Source organism: Rhodococcus sp. C-2 (genome assembly GCF_027854095.1).
Lineage (GTDB): Bacteria > Actinomycetota > Actinomycetes > Mycobacteriales > Mycobacteriaceae > Rhodococcus_F > Rhodococcus_F qingshengii.
Genome location: NZ_JAQGFI010000013.1, coordinates 173069 through 192236, shown reverse-complemented (window position 1 = coordinate 192236; position 19168 = coordinate 173069). Strand labels below are relative to the sequence as shown.

Here is a 19168-nt window from a genome sequence, read left to right as displayed (position 1 = left end):
ATCGCCCTGTGTTCCTACTCGATGATCAGATCGTCTACAGCGCCAGCGACCTCTCGGCTGCGGCCTCGTGCGAGTTCGCACTGCTGCGGCAACTCGACGCCCGTACCGGTCTGATCGCGGCCGAGGCCGCCGAGGCGGATCCGATGCTCGAACGGACGTCGAGCCTCGGCGACTCGCACGAGCGCGAACAGCTTCAGAAGTTCATCGATCAGCACGGAGACGGCGTCGTCGTCATGCCGCGACCGGAACACTCACGCGCAGGCCTGACCGCTGCCACGTTGGCCACCGTCGAGGCAGCACGATCGGGCGCGCCAGTCATTTATCAGGGAACCTTTTTCGACGGCCGATTCCTAGGGTTCTGCGATTTCCTCGTCCGCGAAGGCGACACCTACGCGGTCTACGACAGCAAGCTCTCCCGGCACGCCAAGGTGTCGGCACTTCTACAACTCGCCGCATACGCGGATGCGTTGGAGCGCAATGCAATTGCCGCCTCCGATCAAGTTCATCTACTGCTAGGCGACGGCAGCACGTCGTCGCACGACATCGGAGACATCGCGCCGGTATTCGCGGCACGTAGAGCTGAACTCGAACGAGTCCTCGACGAGCACCGCGCCGAGGGGAAACCGACACAGTGGCTCGACGATCGGTACCTGCGTTGTGGTCGATGCGACACCTGCAGCGTCGAGGTCGAAAGCCATCGAGACCTGCTGCTGGTTGCGGGTGTCCGCGGCAATCAGCGTGAACAGCTGATCGTCTCGGGGATCACGACAATCGACGAACTCGCCGCGAGCACCGGCCCTGTCGAGGGAATCCGCCGGGAAACACTCGACAAGCTCCGTGCACAGGCAGCGGTTCAACTACGCCAGGAAGTGTCCGGCGACGCCGAATTCGAGGTCTACGAACCCTCGGCGCTCGGCGGACTCCCCATCCCCGACGACGGCGACATCTTCTTCGACTTCGAGGGCGATCCGCTCTGGGCCGAGGACGGGTCCACCGATTGGGGGTTGGAGTATCTGTTCGGTGTGGTCGAAGGGCCGGCGGACGACTACGTGTTCAAGCCGTTCTGGGCACACGATCGCGAGGGTGAGCGCCAGGCGCTCCTCGACTTCCTCGATTACGTCACCGCGCGTCGAGAAGCTCATCCAGGCATGCACATCTACCACTACGCCGCGTACGAGAAATCGGCGCTGTTGCGCTTGGCCGCACGTCACGGTGTCGGCGAGCAAACGGTGGACACCCTGCTCAGCGAGAACGTGCTCGTGGACCTGTACCCGATCGTCCGTGCCTGCCTGCGGATCGGACAACGCTCGTACAGCATCAAGAAACTCGAGCCGCTCTACATGGGTGAGCACGGCCGCGACGGCGACGTGACCAATGCCGCCGCTTCGGTTGTCGCTTATGCCGACTACTGCCAATTGCGCGACGGCGGACAAGCCGACCAGGCCAGGGAACTTCTTCAGGGCATCTCCGACTACAACGAATACGACTGCGAATCCACTCTGCGCCTGCGCGATTGGCTTGCCGAGCGCGCCGCAGAACACGGCGTCGAACTTCGTGAGCCGACCGGGCAGATCAAGATTCCACTCGAGGAGCTCACCGAATCGGAGATCGCGCTCCGCGAATTCGCAGGACACAAGGCAGGTTCGGCGCGTACCCCCGATCAGCAGGCAGCTGCTCTACTGGCTGCTGCGGTGGGGTACCACAATCGTGAGCGGAAGCCGTACTGGTGGGCCCACTTCGACCGATTGGTCGCACCGATCGAAGACCTGGTGGACATCCGCGACGTCATGGTGGTCGAACAGTCCGAAATCGAGGCGGACTGGCACAAGAGCACTCCACGTCAGAAGAAGTTCCGTCGACACATTCAGCTGACCGGAAGTTTCGGCACCGGAACATCTTTGAGCCCGGGCAGTGATCTGTTCGCTCTCTACGCAACCCCCTCCCCCGATGCCGTTGCAAGCGAGAACCCCACCCAACGCGGCACCAGCAGCGTCAAGGTCACGGCCGTGGTCAAGTCCGAAGGACTCGACGTGGTCACCGTCGAAGAACTGCTCGGCGGTGACGAATACCTCGATGCTCCAGTCGCATTGGCACCTGGTCGTCCGATTCCCACCGGACGCATGGAGAAGTCCATCGCCGCTGCCGCATCCGGCGCCAGCGAGATCCTGCCCGAACTGCCACCCGTAGCAGCGGTCGACATTCTCCGGCGCAGCACCCCGAGGACACGCTCGGGTTCACCGCTCCCGCCCGTCGGCGCCGACAACAACTACGCGGACGCCATCACCGCCGCACTTCTCGACCTCGACGATTCCTACGTGGCGGTGCAAGGTCCTCCCGGTACCGGCAAAACCTACACGGGCGCTCGTGTCGTCAAGACACTGATCGAACAACACCATTGGCGAATCGGCGTGGTGGCACAATCACATTCGGTGGTCGAGAACATGCTTGGCGGCATTCTGAAGGCCGGCGTGGACCCCGCACTGGTCGCAAAGAAGGGCAGCCGCAGCAAGACCGCGGAATGGCAGGACATCGCGTCCGAGGAATACGCCGGATTCATCGCCGAAGCGGAAGGCGTCGGCTGCGTCATCGGCGGCACTGCATGGGACTTCGCGAACACCGATCGTGTTCCCGCCGGCAGTTTGGACTTGCTCGTGGTCGACGAGGCAGGTCAATTCGCGCTGGCGAACACCATTGCCGTCGCGATTTCCGCGCGAAACCTGTTGCTGCTGGGCGACCCGCAGCAGTTGCCGCAGGTGAGCCAAGGTACTCACCCCGAACCTGTCGACGAATCGGCACTCGGTTGGCTCGCCGAGGGACACGGCGCACTGCCACCCGAACTCGGCTACTTCCTCGAGAAAACGTGGCGGATGCACCCGGATCTGTGTGCGCCCGTGTCCGCATTGTCGTACGAGGGCAAGCTGCGTTCCCAGGAAACCGTCAGTGCGGCAAGGAAGCTCGACGGACTCGCTGCCGGAGTACACACGGTGTTCGTCGATCACCGCGGCAATTCCACCTACTCCCCGGAAGAGTCCCAGGAAATCGTTCGCCAGATCCAGGGCCTTCTCGGCACGCCTTGGACCGACCCGAGCGAGTTCGAGGGAACCAGGCCGCTGGAGCAGTCGGACATTCTCGTGGTCGCGGCGTACAACGCCCAGGTGGGCACCGTCGAGCGCGATCTCACCGAGGCCGGTCTCACGGAGGTCGAGGTCGGGACCGTCGACAAGTTCCAGGGCCGCGAGGCTGCGGTGGCAATCGTGTCGATGGCCGCATCTGCCGTCGAGGACGTCCCGCGAGGGATGTCGTTCCTGCTGTCGCGAAACCGTCTCAATGTTGCTGTCTCACGCGGCAAGTGGTGCGCGATCATCGTTCGATCGCACGCGTTGACGCAGTACATGCCCAGTACGCCTGCGGGATTGGTCGAACTGGGCGCGTTCATGAGGCTGACGAGCTAGCCGAAGCCTGTCTTACCCGAAACACTGCCCTACCCGAAGCACTGCCCTTCGCCGCGATAGGTGGGAACCGAGGTTCGGGTGCCGTCGGCTTCGACCACGTACACGCGGTCGAAGCGCTCGCACAGCTCGCCGGCTTTGGCGTGACGGAACCACACACGGTCGCCGATCGCGATGTTGCCGGCTTCCTTCCCGGTGACCGGCGTCTGGACTTCGCCGGCACCTTCGTTACGGAGCAGTTTGAGACCGGCGGGCCAGACCGGCGACGGAACGCGGGTGGCTCCCGCAGGTCCCGACGCGATGTATCCGCCACCGAACAGGGTCGTGACCGACGGCGTCGGTTTGCGCACGGCCGACAGCGCGAAGAACAGCGCCGGATCGGGACGGAAGGCACGGTAGCGGTCGAACAGGGTCGGTACGTACAGTCCGGAGCCTGCTGTTACCTCGGTCACCACAGGATCGGCCGAGCTGACCTCCAGCGACCCCGTACCGCCGCTGTTGACGATCTCGAGTGCACCCACGGCATCGGTGACGGCCGCGACCACAGCGCCCCTTCTGGACGCCAATTCGCGGGCAGAGGCTTTCTTGACCCAACCGATCGGAGCACTGGTGTCAGGAAGGCCGGCAATCTGGGCTTCGTAGAACATCACTCCGACGACGGAGAATCCGCGTTGGCGCGCACGCGCCGCGAGTGCGGCGACCGCGCCAGGTTCGCGCAGTGGCGAGCGTCGTACGCCCAGATGGATCGGGCCGATCCGCAGTGACGCGTCGACGTCGAGACACACGCGGACAGGCGCATCCCCCGTCGACGCCGAACGAATGAGGTCCAACTGCGCATCGTCGTCGACCATCAAGGTGATCGATGCGAGAGCGGTGTCGTCGGCAGCGAGATCCGCGATGGCGCCACGATCGGCGGTCGGGTACCCCATCAGGATGTCCCGTGCGCCGAGCCCGACCAGCCACAGAGCCTCGCGCAGTGAGTACGCCATGATTCCGCGGAATCCGCCGGACGCGGTCAGTGTGTCGCCGAGAGTTTCAGCCAGAACCGTCCGACAACGAACCGATTTGCTCGCCACTCGCACCGGGGTTCCACCGGCGCGGCGCACCAGGTCGGCTGCATTACTGCGCAGTGTGGTCAGATCCAGAGCAGCCAGAGGCGGGTCGAGTTCTCGCGTGGCAGCAGTGAGTCGATCAAGGGTCCGGGTCACAGATGATCCAATCGTCGCGGCGTGCGACCAGTCAATCACCAATCCTGGACGTATGTCCAGGATGGCGGTTCTACTGAGGCGCGACCACGGCTTTGTTGGCGATTACCTGAACCATTTCTCCGAACTCGGCAATAGTCGCGTCGGAGTCACGATCGACCAGCCATCGCAGAACAAGGCCGTCGATCATCGCAAGACTCAGTCGCGCAATCGAACTCAACGGCTCCGTCCACACCGTGCCCGATATCTTGGCGCACTCTTCGAGAAACGACACCGCGAGCTCATCCATGATTCGGTACTGCTCAAATGCAACCGCCCCAGCACGTTCGGCTCCGAGATTGCGACTACGCAGTGCCTGCGCAGTAATTTCGTAGGTCAACAACTGGCGATCCGGGGTTGCCTCGATGGTCGGCCACATTCCGGTCAGGCCGATGTGCAGCAATTCCCTGAGCCCCTGCACGCCACTGAGATCCGGCGCATGGCGGACCTGCGCGAACGCATACTGCATCGACGCACTGAGCTGCAGAATGAGCGTTTCACCCATTGCCGCGATCAGCGCTTCCTTGCTCTCGAAGCAGTAATGAACGACGCCGAGCGATACCCCGGCCTCCTCTGCCACCGCCCTTACCGTCACAGAACTGACACCGCGCTGTTCCGCAATAGACAAGGCGGACTCGACCAATTGTGTGCGGCGTTCGTCCGCCGGGAGCCTGTTCAGCATCCAATGATCGTAGAACGCAAATGACAAAATCTTCGCGCAATACTTGCCTGGACGACCGTCCAAGTACATTATTGCGTAATGGCTTCGGACACTTGGCAGAACTGGGCGGGCACTCAAAGCGCCGCGCCGCGTCGCTTTGCGACGCCGACAAATACCCGTGAACTTTCGTCGTTGGTCGCCGAGGCCGCCTCGCGTGGCCAACGTGTGAAGGCCGTCGGCGCCGGCCACTCGTTCACCGGTGTCGCGGTCACTGACGGTGTCCTCGTCAGCCTGGACAACTTGAGCGGAATCGACTCGATCACACCGACCGACGACGGTGCGCTGGTCACTGTTTTTGCAGGCACTCGCCTTCATGCTCTCAACGACGCCTTGTGGCAACGCGGATATGCGATGGCAAATCTCGGTGACATAGACGTCCAGTCACTGGCCGGCGCGACGTCCACCGGCACGCACGGCACCGGCGCACGATTCGGCGGTATCGCCACACAGATTCGCGGAATCGAGATCGTTCTCGCCGACGGATCCGTCGTTACCGCAAGCGCCGACGAAAACGTCGAGCTGTTCGAAGCGGGCCGCCTCGGATTGGGCGCAATCGGCATCATTTCGAAGATCACTCTCGCCTGCGTTCCGCGATTCACACTTCGCGCAATCGAGGAACCCGACACGCTGTCTCACATACTGGACACCCTCGAGGGCGATCGCCTGGGCCTGGATCACTTCGAGTTCTACTGGTTCCCGCACACCGATCGTGTCCTGACGAAGAGCAATACGCGACTCCCCGGAGATACCGAACCCGATCCGGTGGGCAAGGTCCGCGCGTTCGTCGACGACGAACTCCTCTCGAACACACTCTTCGAAGGTGTCAACCGCGTTGCCACCCTGGCACCGGCCGCGATCCCGAGAATCAACAACGTGTCGTCCCGATTGCTCGGCGCCCGCGAGTTCACAGATCGCAGCTACCGGGTATTCGCGTCTTCGCGCCGGGTGAAGTTCAAGGAGATGGAATACGCGATTCCCCGCGAACACGTCACCGAGACACTTCACGAAATCGACCGCTGGATGAAGAAGTCCGGAACCAACGTCGCTTTCCCCGTCGAAGTACGTTTTGCTGCCGCCGACGACCTCTGGCTCTCCACTGCTCACGGACGCGACACCGCATACATCGCGGTACACCAGTACCACCGCCGACCCGAAACGGAGTACTTCGCCGCGGTGGAAGCCATCGCGCGCGCCGTCGACGGCCGGCCGCATTGGGGAAAAATGCACAACCGGACCGTCGACGACCTGCGTCCGACGTACGACCGACTCGACGACTTTGTCGCCGTTCGAGACAAGTACGACGCGAATCGTGTGTTCGACAACGAATACTTGCGTCAGGTGCTCGGCGACTGACGGTCAGTGCCGCAGTAGTTCCGCTTTTCGCGCATCGCTCGCAAACGAGGCCTTGATCGAGTTCCGGGCGAGGGTGTCTCGCTCGGCCTCCGTCAGACCCAGGGCTCGGCCCAGTTCGGTGAAATTGTCGTCGACATATCCCCCGAAGTAGGCCGGGTCGTCGGAGTTGACCGTGACGATCAAACCCATCTCGAGCATCGATCGAAGCGGATGATCCGACAGCGAATCGAACACCCGCAGACGAACGTTCGACAACGGGCAGACCGTCAGTGGAATCTCCTCGTCGACCAGACGCTCGATCAGGGCAGGATCCTCGAGTGCCCGGACTCCGTGGTCGATCCGCTCGGCGCCGAGAATGTCGAGCGCCTGCCAGATGTACTCGGGCGGTCCCTCTTCACCGGCGTGAGCCACAACGTGCAAACCCTCGGCACGGGCGCGGGCGAACACGTCCTCGAACAGTGACGGCGGGTTGCCGACCTCCGCGGAGTCGAGTCCGAGCCCGACGATTGGAGCCTGCAGGCGAATTATCTCGGAGAAGATCTCCTCGGCGTCTTTGACGGGCTGATCTCGGAGGATGGCGGCGATTGCCGCGCTGCTGAGCCCGAACTCGCGCTCACTCGATGCCACCGCATCCATGATCCCGTCCAGGACCTCGGTCAGCGGAACACCACGGACCACGTGCGCCTGTGGATTGAAGAAGAACTCGGCATGCGCGACGCCGGCGGCAGCCGCGCGGCGGAAGTACGCTCGCGTCAGGTCGGCAAAATCCTCCGCGGTGCGCAGGACGGCCATGTTGGCGAAGTAGAGATCGAGGAACGACTGCAGATCGGTGAACTCGTACCTCGACTTCAGATCGTCGATATCCTTGTACGGCAAGTCCATTCGATTGCGCTCGGCAAGTCGGTAAATCTGTTCGGGTTCCAGAGAACCCTCGATGTGCATGTGCAGCTCTGCGACAGGTGTAGCCATGTCGGTGTTACCGCCCCTTCCAGACCGGGGCGCGCTTCTCGGCGAACGCCGTCGCGCCCTCGCGTGCATCTTCGGACGCGAACACCGGCGCCATGACCTGCAACTGCTTCGCGAAAGCTTCGTCGTCGGACCAACCGCTGGCCTTGACGATGATCTCCTTGGTGACCGCAACCGCGAGCGGTCCGTTGCGGGTGATGCGATCAGCCAGCTCCAGCGCGCCTTCGAGCGCCTTACCTGGCTCGGTCACCGTGTTCACGAAGCCGTAGCGGTAGGCCTCCTCGGCTGTGAAACTGTCACCGGTCAGGGCCAGTTCCAATGCCTTCTGGTACGGAATCCGCTTGGGCAGGCGCAACAATCCGCCTCCACCTGCGACCAGCCCTCGCTTGACCTCCGGGATACCGAACTTCGCTTCGGACGACGCGACCACCAGGTCGGTGGCAAGCACGAGTTCCGTGCCGCCTGCCAACGCGAAGCCCTCGACCGCCGAAATGATCGGCTTACGCGGCGGCCCTTCCGTGAATCCGAGACCGCGTCCCGGCACGAGTACGTTCTCGCCGGCCACGAATGCCTTCAGATCCATACCGGCACAGAAGTTTCCGCCGGCTCCTGTCAGCACCGCCAAGGACAGATCGTCGTCCGCATCGAGCTCTTCGACCGCAGCGGCCAATGCGTGACTGACCGCCGAGTTGATGGCGTTACGCGCCTCGGGCCGGTTGATGGTGATGATCAGTGTCCGCCCGCGCCGCTCGGTGAGAACCTCGTCCGCCATGATGTCCCTCTCGTTTGTCGACCACGCTCGCGTGACTACGCGACGTTGCGTTCGACAATACGGACGAAGCCATCGGGGTCGATCTGCGCGGTGTCGTGAGTGCAGAACCACCCCTGGGTGAACCTCGTCGAGGTCGCTTGCGGCGAGTTCCAATACCGACGCGTGACACTCGGTCCACGGCACAGCAACTCACCGAAACCACCTGGAGCATCCGGGCCGTACAACGCCACTTCCATTCCACCGAAAGCGATTCCGACGCTTCCGAGGTGGGTGGGCGCCGACTCGGTTGGCAGAATGAGACCAGCCCCACAGGTCTCGGTTTTGCCCCACCCGATCACATGCCGAGCGGCCGGGAACAGGGTCAGCAGCTTGGATTCCTGTTCGGCCGTGATCGGCGACCCGCTGCAATCGATCCACTGAACCGACCTCGAACCGGCACGCGCCGCCGGTCCAAGGGTGAGCAACCGTGGCTCGAGCAGGTCCTCGGGCCGCCCGGTCACGATGTCGACGGTATGCACACTCTCACGCCAGAAGTCGCCGGCGAGGACCACCGTTCCACCGACCACCAACGTCGCGAGCACGTGCACGAATTGCCGTACCGACTTGAAGTCATTGTCCACCAACAGATTGCGCACACCTTCGACGCCGTAATCGCGCGAGTGCAGAATGCCGACGATGGCGGAGAGCACGTTCTCGTTGCTCAACTCGACGCCCAGCATTTCACCCGAAGAATCGGCGGTGTACGCGAGGATCGCCATCTCCTCCGGGGCGGCACCGTCGTCGATGAACGGAACACCGTGTGGGAGTTCCCCGTCGAGCACCAACACCGAGCCACTGTCCGCGATGACGAAGTCCGCCGCGTCGTCGCTCAGATGAACACCCACGGAGACTGGAACACCGCCGGCGAGAATGACGCCGAGGCACGCCTCCATCCACCTCACCCCGGCGGCGACGCGAATGGCCACACGGTCACCGATCTCGACGCCTCGCGACTTCAGCCCGCCTGCGACCCGCGACGCCTCGGCCCACAACTCCGCGAAGGTGACCTGCTCGCCGTCGACCTCCTCCACCGCGATGCGTGAGGAGAATCGATGAACGGCGATGTCGAGGAGTTCGGACAGCGACGGGTCGAGTTGGCTGTACCGAAGCACCCCGTCACCCGCACGGGTGACACGGGCGTCGGCGAGGAGCTGAGTCGAACACGGGTATTCCACAAGCGTCGACCGCATCGATACCTCCACGTCACTGACAACCCACCGGCCATTCGACTATATGACGTGGATCACAGTTCGTGGAGGTCTCTGGCGATAATCGTCGCAAACTTACTTTCCGGAGTAGACCGCTTTGCCCGGTCCGACCTCGAGGAAACTGCGGACAGCGCCGCGTAGGTCATCGGTGGCGAACAGCGCACCGGACACCCCGGGAGTCACCGAATCCGCGTGGGCGATCCCGCCGGAACGCCAGGCCGCCACGATCTGCTTGGTGGCGTCGTGGGCTCGCGTGGGCCCGTCCGCCAACCGGGCCACCAGGGCACGCGCCGCAGCATCGACATCGTCGTGAACGGCATTGACGACGCCCCACGAGTGCAGGGTTGCGGCGTCGTAGAGATCGCCGGTCATGACCAACTCCCGAGCCCGTGCGGAACCGGCGCGCTCGGCCAAACGCTGCGGTCCACCCATGGACGGCGTCAGACCGACCACTGTCTCGACCAGTCCGAACTTCGCCTTCGGCGCCGCGAGGATGATGTCGCAGGCCAAGGAGATCTCGAAGGCAGCAGTCAGCGTCAGCCCGTGCGCCGCGTAGATGACCGGGCACGGCAACGCCTCGAGCGGATGGCAGATCTGGGCGAACAGTTCGCGCCACAATTCCGCTCCCTGCTCCGGGTTCAGTCCGTCGAACACATGGACGTCGACGCCGGCCGAGTTGACCTTGCCCTCGGCGCGCAGAAGCACAGCGCGCGGTGGGTTTTCGGTCAGCGCTGCAACATCGGCGATGACGGCGTCGAACATGGCCTGATCGAACAGATTGAGTGGTCCGTGCGCGAACGTCAGGACAGCCACCTCGGCACCACCATCGGTGGTGAAGCGCTCGAGGCGGGTGGGATGCGATTCGGGAGCAGTCATGCCGCCACACTGCCACATCGAACCGGCCTACGATCGTCGGGTGGACGGTCTGAGAAATGCACTCGCGGACGTTGTGGGACACCGGTTCGTCGTCGACGACGCCGACGTGTTGGCGACCCGTTCCACCGACCAGACAGGGCGCTACAGCGGGCGCGCCAGCGCTCTGGTCCGACCCGGAAACACCGCCGAAGTCTCGGCAGTGCTGAACGTGTGCCGCTCGCGCGGCGTACCGGTCACCATTCAGGGCGGGCGAACCGGTCTGGTCGCCGGGACGGTGCCCGAGCACGACGACGTCCTGCTCTCCACCGAACGCCTCGAGGCGATCGGCGAAGTCGATGTTGCCGCCGGTCGGGTCGCCGCCGGTGCGGGAGCGACACTCGCGCAGGTACATTCGGCGGCCGCCGCCGCCGGTTTGAAGTTCGGTGTCGACATAGCCTCGCGGGACACTGCGACGATCGGCGGCATGGTCTCCACCAATGCCGGTGGCCTGCACACGGTTCGATACGGGAACATGGCCGAACAGGTGCTCGGCCTCGAGGTGGTGCTCCCCGACGGGACCACGGTGCGTCGGTCACCGAAAGTGTTGTCCGACAATTCCGGATACAACCTGCCCGCACTGTGGGTGGGCAGCGAGGGAACTCTTGGTGTGGTCACGGCAGTCGATCTGAAACTACGACGGGTACCGACTCACCGGGTCACGACGCTGACCGGTTTCGACCGACTGCAAGACGTCGTGGACGCGGGGCGCACGTTGCGCACTCTCGACGGCGTCGACGCACTGGAGTTGGTGGACGGCCGTGGACTCGAATTGGCCGCACGCCATTTGAACGCCGCGGTGCCGACGGGGCGACCGTGGTACCTGCTCGCCGAGGTGTCCGCGGCCCACGATCCGCTGGAAGACCTGGCCGAGCTGCTCGAACGCATCGACCCACCGCAGACCCCGGCAGTGGCGGTCGACGATCCCGGCTCGACGCGTTTGTGGGCGGCGCGGGAGTGTTTCGCCGAAGTGGTCGGACTGTTCGGTCCCCCACTGAAATTCGACGCGGCGCTGCCGCTGGACTCGCTTGCCACCTTCGCCGAGGACGCCGCGGCGGTGATCGCGAGTCGTGCCCCCGAGGCAATTCCGATCCTCTTCGGACATGTCGCCGAGGGAAACATCCACCTCAACGTCCTGAACTGCCCGAACGCCGACACCGTGTACCGCAGCATCCTCGAACTGGTTCGCGATCACGGCGGAAACGTCAGTTCCGAGCACGGGGTGGGCTCGCTCAAACGCAACTATCTGAACCTGGCCCTCTCTGCGGAGGACATAGCCACGATGTGGGCGATCAAGCGAGCCCTGGACCCGAGCGACTATCTCAATCGTGCAGTGATGTTTCCCGACGCGCTTCGGCACTGACGGCCATCGCGTCGTCGTGTGCGTCGCCGCGCAGAGGCCGAGCGAAGCACACCGAAGCGACGAAGCCGATGAGCAGCACGCCTGCGGGCAGCCAGATCGACTCCGACATCGCCGTGCTGAACGGTTCACGGACGAACTCGGGTAGGTGACCCACTCCGGCTTCGGAACTGCCGCCGGTCAGACCCTGAGCCGCCAATCGTGCGGTGATCAGTGCTCCGATCGCGGCACTGCCGAGAACCGCACCCACCTGCCGGGTGGTGTTGTAGACGCCGGCGCCGGCGCCGGCCTGCATCGGAGGCAGGTTGTGTGTGGCGGTGGCCGCGAGCGGTGACCAGATGCATGCGTTGGCGAAGCCGATCAGGCCGATCGGCAGGAGCAGTTCCCAGATCGCGACGTCGGGAGACATCACCAGTGCGAGCCAGCCCAGGGCGATCGCAAACAGCAGGAAGCCGGTGCCCGCGATGTAGCGCGGATGCGTCTTGTCGACGAGCTTGCCGATGATCGGCGCAAAAATGCCGGTCAGCACGGCCATCGGAACGAGGAGGAGCGCCGACTGCGTCGGGGAGAGTCCGCGAACTGCCTGGGTGTAGAACATCAGCGGAAGGACCATCGACGTGATCGCGAAGCCCATCGCGGTGATGGCGACGTTGGCGAGCGAGAAGTTGCGGTCCTTGAAGAGTTCGAGTGGAAGCAAGGGCTCGTTCTTGTTGCGCGACTGGTAGAACACGAACACCGCGAGCAACACCACACCGGCACCGATCAGGCTCCAGACGAATCCGTTCCAGTCGTACGAACTGCCTTCCTGGATTCCGAACACGAGCAGGAACATGCCTGCGGCGCTGAGAATCACGCCGGGGATGTCGAACTTGTGCTCGCTGGTCGGCAACGACGGAACAAGCTTCCACGCGAGGAGGAAGGCGATGACACCGACCGGGACGTTGACGATGAAGATCCATTCCCAGCCGAGATTGTCGACCAACACACCACCGGCAAGCGGACCGACCAGCGTCGCAACACCGGCAACCGCGCCCCACAGGCCCATTGCGGCGCCACGCTTGTTCGGCGCGAACGTGCGTGTGATGACGGCCATCGTCTGAGGCGTCATCATTGCGGCGCCCAGACCCTGGAAAGCCCTTGCCACGATGAGCATCTCGACGCTGCCGGACAGGCCACACCACAGTGAAGCGCCGGTGAACAGTACGAGGCCGATCATGTACAGGTTCTTCGGTCCGAACCTGTCACCGAGCCGGCCGGTGACGAGCAGCGGCACCGCGTACGCCAGCAGGTACGCGCTGGTGACCCAGACGACCTTGTTGATGTCGGTGCCGAGGTCCTCCATGATCGCAGGGTTGGCGACAGCGACGATGGTGCTGTCCACCAGAATCATGAAGAACCCGATACACAGCGCCCACAGCGCGTGCCAGGGATTGACCTGCTTTTCCATCTTCAGTCCTTAGGTAGTGCGGACGAGCCTGCGGAGCCGGCCAGCCGGTCGAGAAGTTCTTGTGAGAGCCAGGGCATTTCGCCGCTCTCGATGTCTGTCACCAACGCGCCGATCCAATCTCTTTCGGCGACGGTCAGTGCGTGGGCGTAGTCCGCGCCCACCGTGAAGATTCGTGGTTTTTCCGCCGCCTTCACCGCTTCGTAGTCGACCTCGAATTTCGCGATCGTCTTGTCGAGGTGCGCGAGACGAATTCGAAGCATCTGACACGCGGTGGACGCGGAGAGGTTGTGCATTTCGGCGAGCGCGAGCGGCAACCGCGGATACTCCCGCACCGGAACCGCCAACATCTCACGTAGTTGATGCTCGAGGGCCTCACGGCCCCGGGCGGTGATCTCGTACGTCGTCCGTTCGGGCCGGTTGCCCTCACGATCGGTCCCGATCGAAGCCAGAAGTTCCTGCTTCTCCAGCCGGGAAACCGTGTGATAGAGCGATCCCGGCTTGATCTTCACCAACTGATCGCCCCGGCGAACCGAGGCCAGTTGATACATCTCGTACGGATGCATCGAACGCTCGGACAGCAGGCCCAGAACGGTGATTCCCAGAGGCGTCAGTGACACGTCACCCATGAGTCCCCCTCCCTGACAAGCCGCAATTGACTATTTCTTGACTATTCCACCTGAAATAGTCCACATGGAATATACGACCTCTGTCCATCTCGATCAACCCGTTCGAATCGGACTAGCCTGTAGCGAGTGGACGAACATCACCTCGACATCATCCGACTCGCTTGGGCACGTGAACTGGGCCTCGGCGACTCGGCACTTCGGCCGGCACACACGGCCCGCGTCGTCGGCGACGACATCCACGTTCTCGATCTGGCAGGCTCAGGTGCGATCGTCGGGCCGCAGTGGTTCATCGAGCGCACCGAGGACATCTCCGTCGACGCCCTGCTGCAACCGGCGCGCCTGCTCGAGATCGCCGGCGATCACGGCGGCCGAATCACCGGCCCCGTCGATCTCGCTTTCCTCGGCGACTACACGGACGCGCCACCCGACGAGCAACTACTGATTTCCCACGACATCGACGATGCCCTCGCCGTCGCTGCGCTCTGCCCACCCGACGACAGCACCACAGCCGACCTCGGGAACCGGACGCGGTGGTTCACCGCCCTCACCGATTCCACCGAGGTGCTCGGATGCGCGGCATACTCCGAATTTCAGGGATTCGTGGCAGATCTCACGACCCTGACTGCTCCAGCGCATCGCCGTCACGGAATCGGCTGCGCAGTAACGCTTCTCGCTGCGGAGGACGCTCTCGATTCCGGCTTGATCCCGCAGCTACGCACAAGTCGCGGCAGTGCGATCGGCGCGACGCTTCCACGTAAAGCCAAATTCGACGTTCTGGGGGCATACGCTCGGGTACACGTGCACCTGCCCAGTTGACACTCGAACGAGAGGGACCGCAGATGAGTACGGAAGACGGCGCGAGCGAACCGACATTCGTCGAAGAGGGTCGTGAATTCAAACGCGACACCAACTACATCCCGACCCGGATCACCGAGGACGGCCGCGACGGTTACCCCGTCGAACCCGGGCGATACCGGTTGATCGTGGCACGTGCCTGCCCGTGGGCAAACCGCGCCATCATCGTCCGCCGCCTACTCGGCCTCGAAGACGTACTGTCGATGGGCATCTGCGGTCCGGTTCACGACAAGCGAAGCTGGACTTTCGATCTCGACCCGGGAGGCGTCGATCCCGTACTGAAGATCCCTCGACTGCAGGACGCATACTTCGCCCGAGATCCCCACTACCCCAGGGGAATCACGGTGCCCGCCATGGTGGAGATCGCCACGGGCAAGGTGATCACGAACGACTACCCACAGATCACCCTCGACTTCTCGACGCAATGGAAGAAGTACCACCGCGAAGGCGCACCGGATCTGTACCCGGAGCCTCTGCGAAACGAAATCGACGAAGTTGCCGAGTACGTCTTTCGCGACGTCAACAACGGCGTCTACCGCTGCGGTTTCGCCGGTTCACAGCAGGCTTACGACGAGGCATACGACACGCTGTTCGCTCGCCTCGACTGGCTCACCGAACGTCTTGCCCGGCAACGTTTCCTGGTGGGCGACACCATCACCGAAGCCGATGTGCGCCTGTTCACCACGCTGGCGCGGTTCGATCCCGTCTATCACGGCCACTTCAAGTGCAACAGAAGCAAACTCAGCGAGATGCCGGTGCTGTGGGACTACGCGCGCGATCTGTTCCAGACCCCCGGATTCGGTGACACCATCGACTTCACACAGATCAAAGCGCACTACTACATCGTGCATTCCGAGATCAATCCCTCCGGAATCGTGCCCAAGGGACCGGAATTGACACACTGGCTCGAACCGCACGGACGCGAACAGTTGGGTGGCCGACCGTTCGGGGACGGCACACCACCTCATCCGCCCATCCCGTCGGAAGTGGTTCCGGCAGAGCACTGGGCCACCAGGTAGGTCGCGGGGGGCTACTCCCCTGCGTACGTGCCGAAACTCCAGTACACACCTTCGGGATCACGGCAGGTGAACCCCCGCGAACCGTAGTCCTCGTCGCGCAATCCCTGCGTGATCGTGGCGCCCGCGGCGACAGCGCGTTCGTGGAGTGCATCGGCGGCGTCCGCGTCGTCCACGACGATGTACACCGAACCGATTCCAGGGGGCAGGCCGGCGATCGCCGAATCGGTGCGCGGCGAACCCAACATGATGCCGCCACCGCCCGGCCAGTCGAGTTGGGCGTGGTCCACCACGTCTCCCTCTCCGTAGACGGCCTTCTCCACGAAACCGAAGGTGCTCACCAGAAAGTGGATTGCCGCACGGGCGTCGAGGTAGCGCAGCGTCGGCCAGATGGTCGTCGAACGAGATTCCGAAGTGGCGGTCATAACACTCGAACTCCTGCCTGGGAAAACTCACGAAGAAAACCGAGTCTCGTACGAGCCTATGGCCCCGGGGATCACCGCCGCCAGCGAAAACTTCACCTATTCTCGAGATACGGTCCACCTCGCTTCAGAGGAGGACAACTGTGGAGGGGCAGCAATGAGCAAGTCGACGAACAACGACAGCGGGCGTATCGAGAAGGTCCTCGTTTCCGTTCTCGACAACGGAAGCCGCCTGCAAGCGCCCGCAGTGGCCAAATATGTCAACCACGTCCGTAAGGCGCACCCCGACGAGTCACCTGCTCAGATCGTCGAGCGGATGGAGAAGATGTTCATTCTCGCCGTGACCGGCAGCGGCAGTGCCGTCGGCGCCACCGCCGCGGTGCCGGGCGTCGGAACGGTCGCGTCCATCGCTGCCGTCGGTGCGGAATCGGCTTTCTTCCTCGAGGCGTCAGCACTGCTGACGTTGGCAATTGCGTCAGTGCATGGAATCTCCGTACAGGATCACCAGCAACGACGCGCCCTGGTCCTGGCAGTCGCCCTCGGCGAATCCGGTATGGAGATCGTGCAGAAGGCCACCGGAATCACAGCCAAGAACTGGGGAACGGCAATCACGAGCAAGATTCCCGGACCCACGATGAGGGGAATGAACAGCACCCTCGTGCGGAAATTCGTGACCAAGTACGCCGCGAAGCGCAGCGCACTGATCCTCGGCAAGCTCGTTCCGGCCGGAATCGGTGCGGTCATCGGCGGTGCGGGCAACCGTGCAATCGGCAAGGGCGTCGTCAAGAATGCGCGCGAAGCCTTCGGACCGGCACCGGCCAGGTGGACCGATCACCTGATCGTGATGCCTGCCGACGATGCCGCAGTGCTTCCCCAGACGGAGACACGCCGGGCCATCCGCAGATAGCCGTCCGGGCCGTAGGCTCGCATCACGTATTCGCCGCCGACCCGGGAGCAGCATTGACGAACACCGCAATGGGATCCTTCTCTGCCCCCATCGAGATTCGTGGGTTGACGAAGACGTTCAAGGCGGCGCGCGCGGTCAACGACCTGAGCTTCGACGTTAAGGCGGGCTCGATCACCGGGTTTCTCGGCCCGAACGGTTCGGGCAAGACGACCACGTTGCGGATGCTCCTCGGACTGGTGTCACCGACGTCGGGATCGGCCACGATCAACGGCACCCCGATGCGTTTGCTGCCCAACCCGGCCCGGACCGTCGGCGCAGTACTCGACGTCGGCAGTCTCCATCCGAAACGAACGGCCCTCGGACACCTCGAGATCTACGCCGCCGCTATCGGCATGCCGACTCAGCGCGCGGCGCAGGTGCTGGACATGGTCGGTCTGAGATCGGTCGGAGCCCACAAGACCGGCACCTTCTCGCTCGGGATGCGCCAACGCCTGATCCTTGCCACCGCGATGCTCGGTGATCCCGAGATCCTCGTGCTCGACGAACCCGCGAACGGACTCGACCCCGAGGGCATGGCGTGGCTTCGTCAGTTCCTGCAGACCTTCGCTGGTTCCGGCCGAACGGTTCTGATCTCGAGTCACGCGCTTCGTGAAGTGGAAGCGACCGTCGACAGCGTGGTCATCGTCAGCGCCGGCTCACTCGTATACCAAGGGACCATGGACGAACTTCGCCGCTCGCAGCGCAGTCGACTGCTCGTCTCGTGTTCCAACCCAGCGCTCCTCGCCACGGCCTTGGCCGCTCGCGGAATCATCGACGCCCAGATCACCCAGGACGGACGGCTCGCCGTGGGCGGCACCGACACGTCGGTACTGCCACCGGTGGCGTCGGCCGCCGGAGTCACGATCTTCGGTGTCGCAACCGAAGGCGCAGATCTCGAGCAACTGTTCCTCGCGATGACAACACCGCAGTACGCGGTTCCCCAGGTCGGATACCACCGCCCACCCGGTCCCGGTTCCGGACCGGGCTATTACGGCCCTGCCGCATACGGACCTTCCGGAGGACACAGATGACCACGCTCGTGCGCGCGGAGACACTCAAAGTTCTCACCCTGCGCTACTGGTGGGCACTGGCCATCGCACCGGTGGTCGTGGCCGTGCTGATTGCTGCCTCGACTCGGACGTTCGTCGAAGTCGTGGCCGATTCGGCCGACACCACGTTCGACGTCGATGTCGTGTCCACCGGCGTCAGCCTCGGTGTCTCGAACACGCTTGTCCTGGTGTTCGCGGCCGTCTTCGGAGCACTCACCGCCGGATCCGAATTCGGCTACAAGACTCTCACCACGACGTTCCTCACAGCTCGTGGCCGCGACGGAGTTCTCGGCGCAAAACTTGCCGTCGTCGCGGTATTCGCCGTCGGCTACGCACTGGCGGTCGAAGTAGTCAGCATCGGCGCGATGTTGCTCTTCGGCCGGGACTTCAGCTTCACCACCGATCTCTTCGCCATCTGCGCCGCAGGCATCCTGGCGTGTGCGCTGTGGGCACTACTCGGCGCCGGGGTGGCCCTGCTCACCGGTTCGTCGATGGCCGGTGCCCTCTCGGTCGTCCTGTGGTTCGTCTTCGGTGAATGGATCGTCCGCGCCGTGCTGCTCGCGATGGATCTCGGTGGGATCGGGGCCGCGCTTCCGGTGTCGGCCACGATCGGCACGATCGTCAATGCGGCACCGTCGATCGACGTCGACGCGTTTGCGTCCTGGCCGAGCGGCCCGATGATGCTGTCCGCTTGGGTAGTTCTGTTCTGCGGGCTCGGTTGGCTACGGACCAGGACCCGCGACATCACCTGAAAAAGCTGTCTGGGGCCGGGTCTACCGTGGA

General features: G+C 63.7%; 17 protein-coding genes. 8 read left to right on the top strand and 9 right to left on the bottom strand.

Annotation, left to right across the window (positions count from 1 at the left end; all coding sequences use genetic code 11):
• Positions 1–8 precede the first annotated feature (8 nt).
• Entirely contained in the window at positions 9–3452 is a 3444-nt protein-coding gene (locus PCS43_RS26230) for a TM0106 family RecB-like putative nuclease (RefSeq protein WP_209909289.1), read from the top strand.
• Between the two features lie 29 nt (positions 3453–3481).
• Here the strand turns inward: PCS43_RS26230 and PCS43_RS26225 are convergent, their stop codons facing one another.
• Both PCS43_RS26225 and PCS43_RS26220 read right to left on the bottom strand, forming a co-directional pair.
• Positions 3482–4657: an amino acid deaminase/aldolase gene (locus tag PCS43_RS26225; protein ID WP_007736155.1), complete on the bottom strand. Its 1176-nt coding sequence runs from the start codon at positions 4655–4657 to the stop codon at positions 3482–3484.
• A gap of 70 nt (positions 4658–4727) precedes the next feature.
• Positions 4728–5375, bottom strand: a complete 648-nt coding sequence (locus PCS43_RS26220; RefSeq protein ID WP_020908434.1) for a TetR/AcrR family transcriptional regulator — start codon at positions 5373–5375, stop codon at positions 4728–4730.
• A 78-nt stretch (positions 5376–5453) separates the two neighbouring features.
• Between PCS43_RS26220 and PCS43_RS26215 the strand changes: the two genes are divergently transcribed.
• Positions 5454–6767, top strand: coding sequence for a D-arabinono-1,4-lactone oxidase (locus tag PCS43_RS26215; protein ID WP_042450351.1), 1314 nt, complete (start codon positions 5454–5456; stop codon positions 6765–6767).
• Between the two features lie 3 nt (positions 6768–6770).
• Here the strand turns inward: PCS43_RS26215 and PCS43_RS26210 are convergent, their stop codons facing one another.
• From PCS43_RS26210 to PCS43_RS26195, 4 genes are all read right to left on the bottom strand, one after another.
• Complete coding sequence (locus tag PCS43_RS26210; protein WP_003945144.1) at positions 6771–7736, bottom strand: adenosine deaminase; 966 nt, start codon at positions 7734–7736, stop codon at positions 6771–6773.
• Between the two features lie 7 nt (positions 7737–7743).
• Entirely contained in the window at positions 7744–8505 is a 762-nt protein-coding gene (locus PCS43_RS26205; RefSeq protein WP_209909292.1) for a crotonase/enoyl-CoA hydratase family protein, read from the bottom strand.
• 35 nt (positions 8506–8540) lie between these two features.
• A complete protein-coding gene (locus PCS43_RS26200) occupies positions 8541–9734 on the bottom strand; it encodes a class I adenylate-forming enzyme family protein (protein WP_030536925.1) in 1194 nt (397 codons plus the stop codon).
• Positions 9735–9827: 93 nt separating this feature from the next.
• Positions 9828–10628 carry an enoyl-CoA hydratase/isomerase family protein gene (locus PCS43_RS26195; RefSeq protein ID WP_209909295.1) on the bottom strand — a complete coding sequence of 267 codons (801 nt, stop codon included), beginning with the start codon at positions 10626–10628 and terminating at the stop codon, positions 9828–9830.
• Here PCS43_RS26195 and PCS43_RS26190 point away from each other — a divergent pair.
• The gene (locus PCS43_RS26190; protein ID WP_209909298.1) at positions 10627–12027 is read left to right on the top strand and encodes an FAD-binding oxidoreductase; all 1401 of its coding nucleotides are present in this window, start codon (positions 10627–10629) and stop codon (positions 12025–12027) included. The two genes, PCS43_RS26195 and PCS43_RS26190, sit on opposite strands and share 2 nt — an antisense overlap.
• Here PCS43_RS26190 and PCS43_RS26185 read toward each other — a convergent pair.
• The gene (locus PCS43_RS26185; RefSeq protein ID WP_003945132.1) at positions 11987–13471 is read right to left on the bottom strand and encodes a DHA2 family efflux MFS transporter permease subunit; all 1485 of its coding nucleotides are present in this window, start codon (positions 13469–13471) and stop codon (positions 11987–11989) included. The two genes, PCS43_RS26190 and PCS43_RS26185, sit on opposite strands and share 41 nt — an antisense overlap.
• Before the next feature lie 2 nt (positions 13472–13473).
• Complete coding sequence (locus PCS43_RS26180; protein ID WP_054832215.1) at positions 13474–14097, bottom strand: PadR family transcriptional regulator; 624 nt, start codon at positions 14095–14097, stop codon at positions 13474–13476.
• 126 nt (positions 14098–14223) lie between these two features.
• On the opposite strand from PCS43_RS26180, the gene PCS43_RS26175 reads away from it, so the two are divergent.
• Both PCS43_RS26175 and PCS43_RS26170 read left to right on the top strand, forming a co-directional pair.
• Positions 14224–14913, top strand: a complete 690-nt coding sequence (locus tag PCS43_RS26175; protein WP_003945114.1) for a hypothetical protein — start codon at positions 14224–14226, stop codon at positions 14911–14913.
• Between the two features lie 23 nt (positions 14914–14936).
• On the top strand, positions 14937–15971 hold the full coding sequence (locus PCS43_RS26170) for a glutathione S-transferase family protein (RefSeq protein WP_042450363.1): 1035 nt from the start codon (positions 14937–14939) through the stop codon (positions 15969–15971).
• An 11-nt stretch (positions 15972–15982) separates the two neighbouring features.
• Here PCS43_RS26170 and PCS43_RS26165 read toward each other — a convergent pair whose 3' ends face one another.
• Positions 15983–16393: a VOC family protein gene (locus PCS43_RS26165; protein WP_003945129.1), complete on the bottom strand. Its 411-nt coding sequence runs from the start codon at positions 16391–16393 to the stop codon at positions 15983–15985.
• 154 nt (positions 16394–16547) lie between these two features.
• On the opposite strand from PCS43_RS26165, the gene PCS43_RS26160 reads away from it, so the two are divergent.
• The 3 genes from PCS43_RS26160 to PCS43_RS26150 all read left to right on the top strand — a co-directional run bounded on the left by PCS43_RS26160 (position 16548) and on the right by PCS43_RS26150 (position 19137).
• Entirely contained in the window at positions 16548–17297 is a 750-nt protein-coding gene (locus PCS43_RS26160; RefSeq protein ID WP_003945111.1) for a hypothetical protein, read from the top strand.
• A gap of 68 nt (positions 17298–17365) precedes the next feature.
• Positions 17366–18367, top strand: a complete 1002-nt coding sequence (locus PCS43_RS26155) for an ABC transporter ATP-binding protein (RefSeq protein WP_209911656.1) — start codon at positions 17366–17368, stop codon at positions 18365–18367.
• Positions 18364–19137: an ABC transporter permease gene (locus PCS43_RS26150; RefSeq protein WP_209909301.1), complete on the top strand. Its 774-nt coding sequence runs from the start codon at positions 18364–18366 to the stop codon at positions 19135–19137. Before PCS43_RS26155 ends, PCS43_RS26150 begins: the two co-directional genes overlap by 4 nt.
• Positions 19138–19168: the final 31 nt, after the last annotated feature.

Coding starts and splice junctions, on each gene's coding strand:
- PCS43_RS26195 (WP_209909295.1), bottom strand. CDS start 10,628: ATGACTGCTCCCGAATCGCATCCCACCCGCCTCGAGCGCTTCACCACC.
- PCS43_RS26150 (WP_209909301.1), top strand. CDS start 18,364: ATGACCACGCTCGTGCGCGCGGAGACACTCAAAGTTCTCACCCTGCGC.
- PCS43_RS26220 (WP_020908434.1), bottom strand. CDS start 5,375: ATGCTGAACAGGCTCCCGGCGGACGAACGCCGCACACAATTGGTCGAG.
- PCS43_RS26200 (WP_030536925.1), bottom strand. CDS start 9,734: ATGCGGTCGACGCTTGTGGAATACCCGTGTTCGACTCAGCTCCTCGCC.
- PCS43_RS26155 (WP_209911656.1), top strand. CDS start 17,366: ATGGGATCCTTCTCTGCCCCCATCGAGATTCGTGGGTTGACGAAGACG.
- PCS43_RS26180 (WP_054832215.1), bottom strand. CDS start 14,097: ATGGGTGACGTGTCACTGACGCCTCTGGGAATCACCGTTCTGGGCCTG.
- PCS43_RS26170 (WP_042450363.1), top strand. CDS start 14,937: ATGAGTACGGAAGACGGCGCGAGCGAACCGACATTCGTCGAAGAGGGT.
- PCS43_RS26210 (WP_003945144.1), bottom strand. CDS start 7,736: ATGGCTACACCTGTCGCAGAGCTGCACATGCACATCGAGGGTTCTCTG.
- PCS43_RS26190 (WP_209909298.1), top strand. CDS start 10,627: ATGCCGCCACACTGCCACATCGAACCGGCCTACGATCGTCGGGTGGAC.
- PCS43_RS26185 (WP_003945132.1), bottom strand. CDS start 13,471: ATGGAAAAGCAGGTCAATCCCTGGCACGCGCTGTGGGCGCTGTGTATC.
- PCS43_RS26165 (WP_003945129.1), bottom strand. CDS start 16,393: ATGACCGCCACTTCGGAATCTCGTTCGACGACCATCTGGCCGACGCTG.
- PCS43_RS26205 (WP_209909292.1), bottom strand. CDS start 8,505: ATGGCGGACGAGGTTCTCACCGAGCGGCGCGGGCGGACACTGATCATC.
- PCS43_RS26160 (WP_003945111.1), top strand. CDS start 16,548: ATGAGCAAGTCGACGAACAACGACAGCGGGCGTATCGAGAAGGTCCTC.
- PCS43_RS26215 (WP_042450351.1), top strand. CDS start 5,454: ATGGCTTCGGACACTTGGCAGAACTGGGCGGGCACTCAAAGCGCCGCG.